At 44.2% G+C, this 13,987-nt stretch carries 14 protein-coding genes; 10 read left to right on the forward strand and 4 right to left on the reverse strand.

Annotated elements, in window-relative coordinates:
* Window positions 1-22: 22 nt before the first annotated feature.
* Complete coding sequence (locus tag FIV04_RS06305; RefSeq protein WP_152468584.1) at window positions 23-766, forward strand: sporulation protein; 744 nt, start codon at window positions 23-25, stop codon at window positions 764-766.
* Between the two features lie 103 nt (window positions 767-869).
* On the opposite strand, the gene FIV04_RS06310 is transcribed toward FIV04_RS06305, so the two are convergent.
* Complete coding sequence (locus FIV04_RS06310; RefSeq protein WP_152468585.1) at window positions 870-1,847, reverse strand: DUF3187 family protein; 978 nt, start codon at window positions 1,845-1,847, stop codon at window positions 870-872.
* A 321-nt stretch (window positions 1,848-2,168) separates the two neighbouring features.
* Here FIV04_RS06310 and thrS point away from each other — a divergent pair, with 321 nt between their 5' ends.
* The 6 genes from thrS to FIV04_RS06340 all read left to right on the forward strand — a co-directional run bounded on the left by thrS (window position 2,169) and on the right by FIV04_RS06340 (window position 6,377).
* Complete coding sequence (thrS, locus tag FIV04_RS06315) at window positions 2,169-4,097, forward strand: threonine--tRNA ligase (protein ID WP_152468586.1); 1,929 nt, start codon at window positions 2,169-2,171, stop codon at window positions 4,095-4,097.
* Between the two features lie 66 nt (window positions 4,098-4,163).
* On the forward strand, window positions 4,164-4,652 hold the full coding sequence (infC, locus tag FIV04_RS06320) for a translation initiation factor IF-3 (RefSeq protein ID WP_301339526.1): 489 nt from the start codon (window positions 4,164-4,166) through the stop codon (window positions 4,650-4,652).
* A 105-nt stretch (window positions 4,653-4,757) separates the two neighbouring features.
* A complete protein-coding gene (gene rpmI / locus FIV04_RS06325) occupies window positions 4,758-4,952 on the forward strand; it encodes a 50S ribosomal protein L35 (protein ID WP_032549209.1) in 195 nt (64 codons plus the stop codon).
* Window positions 4,953-4,993: 41 nt separating this feature from the next.
* On the forward strand, window positions 4,994-5,347 hold the full coding sequence (rplT, locus tag FIV04_RS06330; RefSeq protein ID WP_004401084.1) for a 50S ribosomal protein L20: 354 nt from the start codon (window positions 4,994-4,996) through the stop codon (window positions 5,345-5,347).
* Between the two features lie 210 nt (window positions 5,348-5,557).
* The gene (gene yqfB / locus FIV04_RS06335; protein ID WP_152468587.1) at window positions 5,558-5,872 is read left to right on the forward strand and encodes a N(4)-acetylcytidine aminohydrolase; all 315 of its coding nucleotides are present in this window, start codon (window positions 5,558-5,560) and stop codon (window positions 5,870-5,872) included.
* A 49-nt stretch (window positions 5,873-5,921) separates the two neighbouring features.
* Window positions 5,922-6,377, forward strand: a complete 456-nt coding sequence (locus tag FIV04_RS06340) for a hypothetical protein (RefSeq protein WP_152468588.1) — start codon at window positions 5,922-5,924, stop codon at window positions 6,375-6,377.
* Window positions 6,378-6,484: 107 nt separating this feature from the next.
* Here the strand turns inward: FIV04_RS06340 and FIV04_RS06345 are convergent, their stop codons facing one another.
* Window positions 6,485-7,723 carry a leucine-rich repeat-containing protein kinase family protein gene (locus FIV04_RS06345; protein ID WP_152468589.1) on the reverse strand — a complete coding sequence of 413 codons (1,239 nt, stop codon included), beginning with the start codon at window positions 7,721-7,723 and terminating at the stop codon, window positions 6,485-6,487.
* A 166-nt stretch (window positions 7,724-7,889) separates the two neighbouring features.
* On the opposite strand from FIV04_RS06345, the gene FIV04_RS06350 reads away from it, so the two are divergent.
* Entirely contained in the window at window positions 7,890-8,582 is a 693-nt protein-coding gene (locus tag FIV04_RS06350; protein WP_152468590.1) for an aspartate/glutamate racemase family protein, read from the forward strand.
* A 61-nt stretch (window positions 8,583-8,643) separates the two neighbouring features.
* Here the strand turns inward: FIV04_RS06350 and FIV04_RS06355 are convergent, their stop codons facing one another.
* Window positions 8,644-9,225 (reverse strand): TetR/AcrR family transcriptional regulator, encoded by a 582-nt coding sequence (locus tag FIV04_RS06355; RefSeq protein WP_152468591.1) that lies wholly within the window; start codon window positions 9,223-9,225, stop codon window positions 8,644-8,646.
* Entirely contained in the window at window positions 9,222-10,658 is a 1,437-nt protein-coding gene (locus FIV04_RS06360; RefSeq protein WP_152468592.1) for a coniferyl aldehyde dehydrogenase, read from the reverse strand. Before FIV04_RS06360 ends, FIV04_RS06355 begins: the two co-directional genes overlap by 4 nt.
* Window positions 10,659-11,069: 411 nt before the next feature.
* Here FIV04_RS06360 and speA point away from each other — a divergent pair, with 411 nt between their 5' ends.
* Entirely contained in the window at window positions 11,070-12,977 is a 1,908-nt protein-coding gene (gene speA, locus FIV04_RS06365; RefSeq protein WP_152468593.1) for an arginine decarboxylase, read from the forward strand.
* Window positions 12,977-13,903 carry an agmatinase gene (speB, locus tag FIV04_RS06370; RefSeq protein ID WP_150894891.1) on the forward strand — a complete coding sequence of 309 codons (927 nt, stop codon included), beginning with the start codon at window positions 12,977-12,979 and terminating at the stop codon, window positions 13,901-13,903. The genes speA and speB overlap by 1 nt, the downstream gene beginning before the upstream one ends.
* The last annotated feature ends 84 nt before the right edge of the window (window positions 13,904-13,987 follow it).

Genomic DNA, 13,987 nt, shown 5'->3' on the forward strand with positions numbered 1-13,987 from the left:
GATAATTCTAAAAAGGGAAAGTATGTTTAAAAAGCTAAAAGCCTCGTTGGGTATAGGTGCGGCGAAAGTCGACACAGTTTTGGATAATATTGAAGTGTTCCAAGGTGGTGAATTATCTGGCAATGTTCATATCCTCGGTGGTGACGTAGAGCAGCAGATCGACTTGATTAACTTGGTACTAAATACTGAAGTTAAAGTGGAAACAGAAGACAGCACGAGCTACGAGACTTTTTCTTTAGGCAGAATTCAAGCAGTAGAGCCATTCACCATTCAACCGGGTGAGACCAAGCAAGTTCCATTTCGCTTAAAGCTGAATGATGAAACGCCAATCACGGCACTTAACGCGAAAATGAACCAGTGCCATGTATGGGTAGAAACAAACCTAGATATCGGCTTCGCGATTGACCCTAAAGATCGTGACTTTATCGTTGTAAAACCTCTGCCGACCGTTGAGAAGATCATTCAAGGTGTTGAAGCTGCGGGCATGACAATGGTCAAAGCCGATGTTGAAAAGGGCTACCTAAAGGGTAACACTTTCTCGTCTGTGTCGGGTTGCTACCAAGAGATAGAATTTAGAAGCGGCGGTTTTATTAATAATAAAGAGATTGAGCTTTCATTTATCGTGAATGGTAATACGGTTCACTGCCTGGCTGAAATCGATCGTTCATTAAGTTTCCGTGGTGATCAATACATCTCATTTAGCCTGCCAATCAATGCGTCTGATAGTGATATCAATGCTGCTGTTTCTCGTATCATGAGCTCATAAGTAAGTAGCTTTATGTAGTAACTCAGCAAGAGTAAGCCGTGTCGATGCGCGGCTTTTTTGTATTTGCTGCATTCAAGTGAATTGGTGCGCTCCACCGAGCGAATTATTCGCTGCCTCTAATTCGATGACGATAAGCTATCTGAAAGCCAACATCGGTTGAGTTATCCATGTTGATGATGTTTTCAATAATGGATAACTCAACTGCGCCAAAGGGCAGTTTATAGCGGTAGCCGAACAGGATTTCGTTGGCCGGCTCTGAAAATTCTGTAGAGCCATTCTCTGCGCCTTCATAAAGTCGATATTCCAAGTGAAGCTCATGATTGGTGAGCAGTTCTAAACGATAACCTGCCATAAAAGCGAGCAGGGTACTTTTATGCGGGAAATCATTCTTTCGTTCGTAATCGGATTGGTGTGTGATTGCGATAGATGAGTAGATACTCTGATCCGTAAATGCATAGCTGTAATTTAACTGCGCACTCTGTTCAAAGCTTTCCCCTTCAAAGATACCGTTATTAACGTTGTTTCTATATAGAGCGACACCCAGCGACAAGCCATGTGATTGGGTGTTGATAAATTGGTATTGGCTATAAAGCGTAAAGGCGCTGGTCAGAGTGTCCCCTGAGAAATCGGAAATGTTGACACCATGCTGTGGTGCATAAATGTCGAACTCGTGTTTATTCTTCTGATCTCGCCCTGCTTGGTCAATGCTAAAGAAATCATGAAAATCGATGATCAAACTATCAAGGTGATTGTTGCCAGCGTAAAGCCAGCGGTAATTGAGCTCAAACTGCCACTCGCTGTTTACCTGCCAGCGAAGACCGGTATGAAGCTGGTTTTGATAGTAGTCGAGATGATAATCATCTGAATTGGCCCAAATACTCGCAGCAGTAAAGCTGGCGAAAAGTTCAATGTCACCATCATCAATAGGGAAGCCCGAACGTAGGGTTGGAGTGTGACGAGTCGAATGCATAGGGGATTGGACATAACTCAATAGCGGTCCATATTCATCGCTAGAAAAGCTAGGCACATTGTAAAAGAGAGTCACAAAGCTCAGCGTTTGAATCACAACTTTGTTTTTCATTCCCACCCCCAAGGTTAACTAGCGATAGTAAGTTAAGCTTAGTGGTAAAAGAGCGATTTAACATCTTATTAACTTTTGTTTTTTGTTTGAATTCTTGGTTTTTTGTGCTTACTGGAAGTACACGACAGAAAGCGGTCATTGTTATTTAATATTAATTCGTTACAATGCTTGCTCACTTTTTAAAGAGGCATCTGTATTTGTTTCTTGAAAAGTGAATTTTACTTATTCATATATCCCCAACCAACTCCGCTTGGTTGACCGACATATATTAAACATTTTCATGTGTTGCTTGGTGTGCAACACCACTGTAAAGGACAAATAATGCCAATTATTACTCTTCCTGACGGCAGTCAGCGTCAATTTGACAACCCTGTATCAACTCTAGATGTTGCCCTATCAATCGGTCCTGGTCTTGCAAAAGCAACCATTGCTGGTCGTGTAGATGGCGAGCGTGTTGATGCTTGCGACCTAATCGAGAACGATGCAAGCTTAGAAATCATCACAGCTAAAGATGAAGTTGATGGTCTTGAAATTGTACGTCACTCTTGTGCTCACCTTCTTGGTCACGCTGTTAAGCAGCTATTCCCAGAAGCGAAAATGGCGATCGGCCCAACGATCGACAACGGCTTCTACTACGACATCGACCTAGAGCACTCTCTAACGCAAGAAGATCTTGAGAAGATTGAAAAGCGCATGAAAGAGCTGGCAAAGACCAAATACCAGGTTGTTAAGAAGAAAGTTAGCTGGCAGGAAGCGCGTGATGCTTTCGAAGCTCGCGGCGAAACATACAAAATGGAAATCCTAGACGAGAACGTTTCTAAAGACGATCGTCCAGGCCTATACCACCATGAAGAATACATCGATATGTGTCGTGGTCCACACGTACCACATATGGGCTTCTGTCAGCACTTTACTCTACTTAACGTAGCGGGTGCTTACTGGCGTGGTAACAGTGACAACAAGATGCTGCAACGTATCTACGGTACTGCATTCCACGATAAAAAAGCGCTTAAAGCTCACCTAGTTCGTCTAGAAGAAGCAGCGAAGCGTGACCACCGTAAAATTGGTAAAGCATTGGATCTATTCCACATGCAGCAAGAAGCACCAGGCATGGTGTTCTGGCACCACAACGGTTGGACTATTTTCCGTGAACTAGAAGTATTCATTCGTCAAAAACTGAACGAATATGAGTACCAAGAAGTTAAAGGTCCACTAATGATGGACCGCGTTCTTTGGGAACGCTCTGGTCACTGGGACAAATACGCAGAAGCGATGTTCACAACGTCTTCAGAGAACCGCGAATACGCTATCAAGCCAATGAACTGTCCAGGTCACGTACAGATCTTTAACCAAGGTCTGAAATCTTACCGTGATCTACCGTTGCGTATGGCTGAGTTCGGCTCATGTCACCGTAACGAGCCATCAGGCGCACTTCACGGCATCATGCGTGTTCGAGGCTTTACTCAAGATGATGCTCACGTATTCTGTACTGAAGACCAAGTTCAACAAGAAGTAAAAGCTTGTATTGAAATGGTTTACGACACTTACACAACTTTCGGTTTCGAAAACATCGTTGTTAAGTTGTCAACTCGTCCAGAGCAACGCGTAGGTTCTGATGAAATGTGGGACCGTGCTGAGGCTGACCTTAAGCAAGCACTAGAAGCAATGGAAATCGCATACGAGATTCAAGAAGGCGAGGGTGCGTTCTACGGACCTAAGATTGAATTTACTTTGCATGATTGTTTGGACCGTGCATGGCAATGTGGTACAGTGCAGCTCGATTTTGCATTACCAGAGCGTCTAGGTGCAACTTACGTTGGTGAAGATAACGAGCGTCACACGCCAGTTATGATTCACCGCGCGATTTTAGGTTCTCTAGAGCGCTTCATCGGTATTCTAATTGAAGAATACGCTGGCTTCTTCCCAACGTGGTTGGCGCCAGAACAAGCAGTTGTAATGGGCATTACCGACAAACAGTCGGAATACGTACAAGAAATTACGAAAAAACTGCAAAAAAGTGGATTTAGAGTCAAAGCAGACTTGAGAAATGAGAAGATTGGCTTTAAAATTCGCGAACACACTTTGAAACGTGTACCGTTCATGCTTGTATGTGGTGACCAAGAAATGGAAGCCGGTGAAATTGCAGTACGTACACGTAAAGGTAAAGACCTAGGCAAGTTTAAAGTGGATGACTTTATTTCTTACATCCAAGCCGAGGTTTCAAGCCGTAAGCTCAATCTGGAGGAATAAGCTATTAAAGGCGGAAGACGTGGCCAACAACCGGCCAAACAAAACCAGCATCGTTTAAACGGTGAAATTCGTGGCGTTCGTGAAGTTCGTCTAACAGGCGCTGACGGTGAAGCCGTTGGTATCGTTTCTATCCAAGAAGCGCTTGATGCAGCTGTAGAAGCTGGTATGGATCTTGTAGAGATCAGCCCTAACGCCGAGCCGCCAGTTTGTCGTGTGATGGACTACGGTAAGTTCCTCTTCGAGAAGAGCAAAGCTGCGAAAGAGCAGAAGAAGAAGCAAAAGCAGATTCAGATTAAGGAAGTAAAATTCCGTCCTGGAACTGACATTGGAGACTATCAGGTAAAACTACGCAACCTGACGCGTTTCCTAGAAGACGGCAACAAAGTGAAGGTAACAATTCGCTTCCGTGGCCGCGAAATGGCTCACCAAGACATCGGTGTCGACGTTTTGAATCGTCTGAAAGAAGATACAGTAGATTTAGCTGTTGTAGAATCTTTCCCGACTCGAATCGAAGGCCGCCAAATGATCATGGTATTGGCCCCTAAAAAGAAGTAATTAACGGCTTTGCAAGTAATTGAACCCTGCAGCCTCTGGTTGCGGGGTTTTATTCGCCCTAATTACTATTGTTATTAACAACTCAACAATGCGGAGTTATTCATCATGCCTAAGATGAAAACCAACAAAGGTGCTGCTAAGCGTTTCCAGAAAACTGCTGGTGGTATTAAGTTTAAGCACGCTGGTAAACGTCACATCCTGACTAAGCGTACTACTAAGAACAAGCGTCAGCTACGTCCAAATGCAATCCTTCCTAAGTGTGAAGTGGCTGCAGTTGCTCGTATGATGCCATACGCTTAATTCTTTTTAGTTTAATAATCGTTTAGTTTAGGAGAAGCATAATGCCTCGCGTAAAACGTGGTGTACAAGCTCGTGCACGTCATAAGAAAGTTCTAAAACAAGCTAAAGGTTACTACGGTGCACGTTCTCGTGTTTACCGCGTAGCTTTCCAAGCAGTTACTAAAGCTGGTCAATACGCTTACCGTGACCGTCGCAACAAGAAACGTCAATTCCGTCAACTATGGATTGCACGTATCAACGCTGCATCTCGTCAGAATGGTCTATCTTACAGCCGTTTCATCAACGGTCTTAAGAAAGCATCTATCGAGATCGACCGTAAGATCCTTGCTGACATCGCGGTATTCGACAAAGCTGCATTCGCAGTTCTAGTTGAAAAAGCAAAAGCTGCTCTTTAATTAGAGTTTGCATTTAGGATTAAGAGAAGGAGAGCTTAGGCTCTCCTTTTTTATTGCCTGTGATTTGGCTCTTTAGAGATTCCCAACTCCTTCCTTCGTCAGTCTTGGGAATGACGAGATAAATTTTCGCATCCAATTTTCATTCGCTTCGTTAGATATTCTGGTATATAAACAAGTATCTAAACCTTTAATTACAAGTGATTGAAATCCATGACCGCACCAACCACTATGACGTTCTTTGAGCGTTTTGAAGCTGACATCCTTTCTGGCAAAAAGACTATCACCATCCGTGACGAATCTGAGCGTGATTACCAACCGGGTAGCGTTGTAGAAGTATCAACATTGGAGCAAGGACGTGTATTCTGTAACCTTAAAATCATCAGCGTAGAACCGATTCTGTTCGATGAACTGGGTGAATTCCACGCCCAACAAGAGAACATGACATTGCAAGTACTCAAAGACGTTATTCAAGAGATCTACCCAGGTATTTCTCAATTGTACGTTGTCTCCTACGAGCTGGTTTAATTACTAACAACGAACCTTTAGTACAGTTCTTGGATAGATAGGAGGGGTTATGGCAGAGTTATCGAGCGACACTAAACAGCAAACCTTGCTTCAACTTTATTGTCGCGAGCAAATGGACCAGCCGTTAATCCCTCGTGCAGGTCTCGACACCTCTCTTTACGACAGTGAAGCTGAAGCCTTTTTGGCTTGGAGCGAAACTAAGCGTGATTTGGTTATCAGTGATATCGAAAACCGAGTTTGGGTGAAGAGCTGTCCTGGTGGCTATATTACAGAGGTACATTTTCACACAGATGGCACTTTAAATGAGTATCGGTTGTTTGATCGTTTTGAAACGAAGGGGCTTTGGTATCTCAACGATGGTTTACTGCATGTTGAAATCATCAAAGGTGATAATCGCTACCAATTTGCTGTAGTAGCCAATGGCGACCTCAATATTCACTCTGCTGTGGAATACAAAAACGACGAGCTGCATTCATACTTAAAGCTGGTTCAGGTAGAGAGTTAAAAGACAAGTCGCTTCGTAATCCAATAAAAAAGCCAACAGTGATGTTGGCTTTGTCGTTTTTAGCACGCGCGTTGTGCTTTTATTGTTTTAGAGTCTTTATCTGGTGACTAAACTTTGAAGCTCGCAAGGCGTGAGTACAGTTCACTCTCAAGGTCTTGCTTGGCACAAATTGTCAGTAGATCATCTATGAAGTGTTTTAAAGCACGAGCTTCAATACGGCGAATGCCTTGCTGTTGCTCTGCAGTCAGGTATTCATAGATGGTTGCAGCACCAAAATCGCCAAAGATCATTTCGCCTTGTTTATTAACTAAGGTGTTGTGCGCGTATAGGTCGCCATGACAAACCTTGTTGTCGTGTAAGTGATTAAACACATCAATCATTTGAGTAACGATGTTATTGATTTGCTCGATAGGTAGTTCGAAACCTTCTGGGAAAGTGTCGCGTGTGCAAGTCTCGAGTGTCGGCGGCAGTCCTAGGTTGTAATAGCTTTCAGGGATCAGCTCCATAACCAATGCTAGGTCGTCGCCATCATCCACTTGTGCAATGGACTTAACGAGATTATCGTGATGACCTGCTTGGAGACAAGCCTCTAACTCATCATGCGGATAACCATCACTGGTCACTTCACCTTTAAATATTTTAACTGCCACTTCGTTTGGGAAATCAAACTTGTCATCAACCCAGTTTGCATGAGAGATCACGCCACTCGCACCTTGCCCTAATACCTGATTCAAACGATAACTCGTCGTTGTTACCTGCGGCACGCTATCGAGCGATGTAGGATGTTTGCAGAATGGATTTCCCGCAAATGCTAGCCACGCCAGTTTAGGAAGCTTAATCAGCAGTTCCGGAAACTCGGCCAATTGGTTAGCAGATAGGCGAACCAGTTCGAGGTTGTTGAGATTTTCCATGCTGTTTGGCAGCGCCTTAATTTGGTTGCCTGCTAGAGCCAGTTTTTGTAGTCGTGGGCGGTGTCCTAGGCTTTCTGGCAATACCTCAATCGCGTTGTCAGTCAGAATCAACCAGCGTAGTTGGGTAGGTAATGAATGTTCACTAACCGTTTTAATTTGGTTCGTTTTAAAGCCAACCATTTCAAGGTTCGGCAGTTCACCCAACACCTCTGGAAGGTGAGTGAACTTGTTGTTAGACACAAAGATAATGCGCAGCTTGGTCAGTTTTGCCAGCTCTTGTGGAAGTTCAGATAGTGAATTACCTGAAAGGTCGAGCACTTCGAGGGTGTCTGCAAGCTCTATGATTTCCATTGGGAACGTTTGAAGGCCTTCAGCCAATTTTAAATGTGTTGAGCCCAATAATTGTCCGGATTGTAATTGTTCTAGAGTTTGCAAACCTAAGCCTTCTGATTGTGTTTCATTTAGGCGGGTAGTGTACGTGTCTTAGTTAGTGATTGCGAGGGATGTGCCATATTGCATCTAACTAAATTGCTTGATAAAACATTAGTTAGGGCAAGGTTTTATTAGTAAAGCAGTGCATTCAATTTGAGTAGAGGGAAGTATGAAAACGATCGGTCTGTTAGGTGGAATGAGTTGGGAGTCGACAGCCAGTTACTACAAAGCACTCAATGAAGGTGTGAAGTCGAGGTTAGGCGGGCTTAATTCAGCAAAAGTTGTGCTTTTCAGTGTCAACTTCGATGAAATCGAAAAGCTTCAACACCAAGGAAAGTGGGATGAAACGGCGGTTCTACTCTCTGATGCAGCAGAGTCGGTAGAAAAAGCGGGTGCCGATTTTCTAATGATATGTACCAATACGATGCACAAAGTCGTATCAGAAATCGAATCACGTATTTCTATTCCAGTTCTCCATATCGCGGATGCTACAGCAAGCGTGTTGCAAACTGATGGCATCGAAAAGGTGGGTTTATTGGGGACTCGCTTTACCATGGAGCAAGATTTCTACAAAGGCCGCCTGACAGATAAATTCGGTATGGATGTGGTGGTACCAAATTCGGAAGACCAAGAGAGCGTGCATACCATTATTTATGACGAGCTTTGCAAAGGCGTTATTAAAGAAAGCTCGAAGCAGCAGTACCTTAAGATCATTGATAAGCTATATGCCGAAGGTGCTCAAGCTGTGATTTTAGGCTGCACAGAGATTGCACTGTTGGTGAGTCAACAAGACACGCAAGTACCTCTGTACGACACCACCGAGATCCACGCGAAGCAAGGTGTTGAATACGCGTTGAGTTAATTCACAAAATGAAAAGCCACCTGCGATGGTGGCTTTGTTATATCTAATGAGCGTTAATAAGCTAATCAGGCTTATTGCCACCAATGGCGCGCCAACACATATCAAAACTCTGTTGAACGTAACTCCGTTGTTCTTCTGTCGAGAGCTGGTTTTGGTCTAGCAACCAGTTAACCGATATTAAGAAGTGGCTATGAATGAAATAGCGCACCAAATCCATATCCAGCTCGATCAATTCACCAGAATCTTGTCCCGCTCGTACATTGTCATCAAGAGTAGCGAACAGTTCTGAAACAATGATCTGCCTTGCTTCAGTGGTCGGATGGAAATGGATATTAGAGAGAAACTTCATCGCAGTAGGATGCGCAGCTGCCCAATCGATTCCCACCTCCCACAGCTTGCTCATTTTTAGATACAGTGACGTACTGTTTGTATCAAGCTCTTGAAAAACAGCATTGAATAGCGCTTGCTTCAGCTCTCTAAAAAGCTCATCAACCAGCAGTGATTTGTTTTCAAAGTGATGAAACAGAGTCGCCTTTGCCACACCTGCTGCTTTTGCAATTTGGGCGGTAGATGTGCCCTCAACGCCTTGTTCGGCAAAGAGTTGAAGGGCTGAATCTAAGATCTGCTGTCTTTTTGTGGTCATCGGTTAATCACTTTAAAAATCAATTTCTTGAACGCGCTATTATACGGAGGATGCAGCAGTTTTGTGTAGTTGATTTTTCCTCGGCTCAGAACCGTTTTAGCGTGACTGAAGGTTTTGAATCCTTCGATACCATGATAATGCCCCATACCTGATGGGCCAATCCCACCAAACGGTGCATCATCAGCGGCAACGTGAACCAAAGAGTCATTAATACATACGCCACCAGAATGAGTTCTGTTAAGGATTGCATTCTGCGTTTCGCTTTCGTGACTCATGATGTATAGCGCCAGTGGGCGAGGACGATCATTGATGTACTCAATCGCTTCGTCTAGTGAGTCATAAGGGACGATAGGCAGAACAGGTCCAAATAGCTCATCTTGGAGAGCAATCATGTCGTCATTGACGTCAGTCAGTAGGTGAGATGTCATGCGATGATTTACATCGTCTTGAGCTTGTTCGCTCACTGTATGAACGGTAGCACCTTTTTGCTTAGCATCGTCAATAACACCTTTTAGTCGAGCATATTGACGCTGATTGATGACTGATGTGAGCTCTTTGCTCTCAAGACCCGCAGGGTAAAGTTTTTTAAAGTAGTTCTTATAAGCTTCAACAAACTCATCAACTTTCGCCTTCTGGATTAGAATGTAGTCTGGTGCGACACAAATTTGCCCAGCGTTGAGGCTCTTAGAAAATAGAATTCGCTCAACTGCATCCATCACGTCTATATCAGGCGCGATCACGGTCGGTGACTTGCCGCCGAGTTCTAGAGTAACTGGAGTTAAGTTCGCTGAAGCCGCCCTCATTACATGCTTACCTACGGTTGTCGAACCTGTAAACATAATGTGGTCGAAAGGAAGAGCGCTGAATTGAGCCGCAACATCCGCTTCGCCTTCAATGATCGCGATTTGATCTTCACTAAATCCTTCGCTCAACATCTTTTTTAAAACACGGTTTGTTGCGGGCGTGAACTCAGACATTTTCATCATCGCAACGTTACCCGCAGCCAATGCAGTCGCCAATGGACCAATCGATAGGGTAATAGGGAAGTTCCAAGGAACAATGATGCCAACAACACCTAGTGGTTGATAATGAACGCTCACTTTCGCTGGCTGAAGCATTAATCCAGCACCGCGGCGAGAAGGCTTCATCCATTTTTTAAGATTCTTTCGGTTGTAATCAATTAAGTGCAGCGAAGGCGTGATATCGGCAATGAGAGAGTCGTATTTTGCTCTTTGACCATAATCTTCTGATAGTGCGTCGATGATTTGATCTTGGTAACGCACAAGCAGCTCTTTTAGACGCGCTAGGTTGTTTTGGCGTGTTTGTAAGTCAGTATTCGAATTCGCTCGAAAGTAACTTTTCTGCTGGGCGAACACCTCGGTCATGTCAGCATTTGATACTGTTTCATTATTGGTCATTGGATTGTGGTTCATTGATTTTTACTCCCCATTTAACTGACTGACCGATCGGTCAGTGGTCTAAATTTATACCAGTCCTCACTGCTTTACAAGACAAAGTTAAAAAATAGTTTAAAAGATGAACAGGGTGGGGCCATGCCTAAAACAATAGAATGTTATGGATTTCTTATGGGTTACGAAAAAAATCTGACCAAATGATCATGGCGTATTACACCGAGAATTGGCGGCAAGCCTTGATGTACCGATATCTCACGAGTGCTTAAAACAACTATTGTCGACACGACAAATATCTATGATTGGACTCGCTCGCCAGAATATCAGTTAATGCGCCCAACGAATCGTAACGTATCGATTTAGCTTGGGTAATGCCACTTGTCTGAACAGGGTGTTACTTGGTGATGGCCCTATATAGTGAGGTCTCTTGAAATGGAACAATCAGTTAATTTAGATCGCATCCGTGCAGAATATAACGTTAAGCACTGGAGCCAAGGTTTCTACGGTATTGATGACAATGGGGAAGTGTATGTCTCTCCAAGCAAAGCGGATCATCAAATTCCTTTAAGCAATATTGTTAAGCAACTTGAACAGAAAAATGTCGGTTTACCAGCATTGGTGCGATTCCCGCAGATTGTTCATCAACGAGTGCACAATATCTGTAATGCGTTCAACCAAGCTATCGATGAGTACCAATACGACAACCGATACCTTTTGGTGTACCCAATCAAGGTGAACCAACAAAAAGAAGTCGTCGATGAGATTTTAGCAAGCCAAGCACAGCTAGAGCAAAAACAGCTAGGGCTAGAGGCGGGTAGCAAACCTGAGCTTTTAGCTGTGTTGGCATTGGCTCAAAAAGCGAGCTCAGTGATTGTTTGTAACGGCTATAAGGACCGTGAGTACGTTCGCTTAGCTCTGATTGGTGAGAAGCTGGGTCATAAGGTTTTCATCGTACTTGAAAAGTTATCTGAGCTTGATCTTGTTCTACAAGAAGCGAAAGCGCTAGGCGTAAAACCGCGTTTAGGTTTGCGTATTCGTCTTGCTTCTCAAGGCGCGGGTAAGTGGCAAGCAAGTGGTGGCGAGAAGTCGAAGTTCGGCTTATCTGCATCGCAAGTGTTGACTGTGATAGAGCGTTTGAAAGCGGAAGACCAGTTAGACGCATTAGAGCTTGTTCATTTCCACTTGGGCTCACAAATGGCAAACATTCGTGATGTACGAAACGGTGTAAGTGAAGCTGCTCGTTTCTACTGTGAACTGCGTGATATCGGTGCTCAGCTAGATTACATCGATGTTGGTGGCGGTTTAGCGGTGGACTACGATGGTACACGTAGCCAGTCATCGAACTCGATGAACTACGGTTTAGCAGAGTATGCGCGCAACATCGTGATGACAGTTGGTGACATCTGTAAGCAGTACCAACAGCCAATGCCAGTGATTATTTCTGAGTCTGGGCGTTCTTTGACAGCGCATCACGCCGTTTTGATCACTAACGTTATTGGTACCGAGAGCTACTCTCCGGAAGTGATTGCAGAGCCTGAAGAAGATGCGCCATTACTTTTGAAAAACATGTGGCGTAACTTTCAGTCACTGCGCGATGGCAGCGATGACCGTGCTTTGATTGAGATTTACAACGATACTCAGAGTGACATTGCAGAGGCACATAACCAGTTCGCAACGGGCATGTTAAACCTTCAAAGTCGAGCATGGGCAGAGCAGGTTTCACTGCGCATCAACTACGAATTAAACCAGTTGATGAGCACAAAGAACCGCTACCATCGTCCGATTTTGGATGAGCTAAGCGATCGATTGGCAGACAAGTTCTTCGTGAACTTCTCACTGTTCCAATCGCTACCAGATGCATGGGGTATTGATCAGGTATTCCCTGTATTGCCACTAAGCGGTTTGGATAGAGTGAATGAGCGACGTGCAGTGGTTCTGGATATCACTTGTGATTCAGACGGCACTATCGACCAGTACGTAGACGGTCAAGGTATTGAAACAACGTTACCAGTACCTGCTTGGAACCCAGATGAGCCGTACTTAATGGGGTTCTTCTTAGTCGGCGCGTACCAAGAGATCTTGGGTGACATGCACAACCTGTTTGGTGATACACACAGTGTGGTTGTAAACGTTGATGACGAAGGTAAAGCGAACCTAGATTACATCAATGAAGGTGACACCGTTGCTGACATGATGCGCTACGTGCACATCGATGTGGATTTGATTCGCCAAAACTACGAAGAGATGGTCAGCGCGAAAGTACCGCAAGAAGAACAACAGAGTGTACTTGCTGAGTTAGAGCAAGGCTTAATGGGCTACACCTATTTAGAGGATTTTTAATGAACGATCTGTTTACTAAAAAAGATTACTCGTTGTACTCCAATGCAATGACGTTTATGCGTCGTCCTTTGGTACAAAATCCGGTCGATGCTGAGGCAGATGTCGTGGTGCTTGGTGCGCCACTAGACATGGCAACATCAGGTCGTCCGGGCGCGCGATTAGGTCCAGATGCGATTCGTCGTGCTTCAGTTAACTTGGCGTGGGAAGGGAAGAAATTCCCGTGGGACTTTAATGTCTTCGATCATACTAAGGTTATTGACTCGGGTGACTTGGTGTTTGATACCGGTGATGCTGAAGATTTAACGGTACGCTTAGAAGCAGCAGCAACGGAAATCCTTAACAGTGGTAAAACGTTGTTGGGTTTAGGTGGTGATCATTTCATTACACTTCCGCTCTTACGCGCTTACGCGAAAAAGTATGGTGAAATGGCATTAATTCATTTTGATGCACATACGGATACCTACAGTCATGGCAGTCGTTACGACCATGGGACTATGTTCTATCATGCGCCAAACGAAGGGCTAATTTCGAAAGAGCATTCTGTTCAAGTTGGCATTCGTACCGAGTATGAGAAAGATGAGCACGGTTTTAACGTTATCAATGCGATGGAAGCGAATGATCTGAGCGTGGACGAGATCGTGTCACGCATCAAGCAAACTGTCGGCGATAAGCCTGTTTACTTGACGTTTGATATTGATTGTTTAGACCCAGCGTTTGCTCCAGGAACCGGAACACCAGTCTGTGGTGGGCTGAACTCCGACAAAATCTTGAAGATTATTCGTGGTCTTCAAGGTGTAAACATGGTCGGAATGGATGTTGTCGAGGTGTCACCAGCTTATGACCAAAGTGACATTACGGCATTAGCAGGAGCGACCATTGCTCTAGAGCTTTTGTACGTTTGGACTGCAAATCGTCTAGCTGACTGATTTTCAAAGCACACCTATGATTTTAAGAAGCCACTGTTTTAGAGAACAGTGGCTTTTTTGTTTTACGCTTCACTTGTAGAAGAT

The sequence above is a fragment of the Vibrio sp. THAF190c genome, assembly GCF_009363355.1.
Lineage (GTDB): Bacteria > Pseudomonadota > Gammaproteobacteria > Enterobacterales > Vibrionaceae > Vibrio > Vibrio fortis_A.

Bases quoted from the DNA above. Each gene is read 5' to 3' on its own strand.
- rplT (WP_004401084.1), top strand. From the start codon at position 4,994: ATGCCTCGCGTAAAACGTGGTGTACAAGCTCGTGCACGTCATAAGAAA.
- FIV04_RS06355 (WP_152468591.1), bottom strand. From the start codon at position 9,225: ATGACCACAAAAAGACAGCAGATCTTAGATTCAGCCCTTCAACTCTTT.
- speB (WP_150894891.1), top strand. From the start codon at position 12,977: ATGAACGATCTGTTTACTAAAAAAGATTACTCGTTGTACTCCAATGCA.
- yqfB (WP_152468587.1), top strand. From the start codon at position 5,558: ATGACCGCACCAACCACTATGACGTTCTTTGAGCGTTTTGAAGCTGAC.
- FIV04_RS06340 (WP_152468588.1), top strand. From the start codon at position 5,922: ATGGCAGAGTTATCGAGCGACACTAAACAGCAAACCTTGCTTCAACTT.
- speA (WP_152468593.1), top strand. From the start codon at position 11,070: ATGGAACAATCAGTTAATTTAGATCGCATCCGTGCAGAATATAACGTT.
- FIV04_RS06310 (WP_152468585.1), bottom strand. From the start codon at position 1,847: ATGAAAAACAAAGTTGTGATTCAAACGCTGAGCTTTGTGACTCTCTTT.
- FIV04_RS06360 (WP_152468592.1), bottom strand. From the start codon at position 10,658: ATGAACCACAATCCAATGACCAATAATGAAACAGTATCAAATGCTGAC.
- FIV04_RS06305 (WP_152468584.1), top strand. From the start codon at position 23: ATGTTTAAAAAGCTAAAAGCCTCGTTGGGTATAGGTGCGGCGAAAGTC.
- rpmI (WP_032549209.1), top strand. From the start codon at position 4,758: ATGCCTAAGATGAAAACCAACAAAGGTGCTGCTAAGCGTTTCCAGAAA.
- thrS (WP_152468586.1), top strand. From the start codon at position 2,169: ATGCCAATTATTACTCTTCCTGACGGCAGTCAGCGTCAATTTGACAAC.
- FIV04_RS06350 (WP_152468590.1), top strand. From the start codon at position 7,890: ATGAAAACGATCGGTCTGTTAGGTGGAATGAGTTGGGAGTCGACAGCC.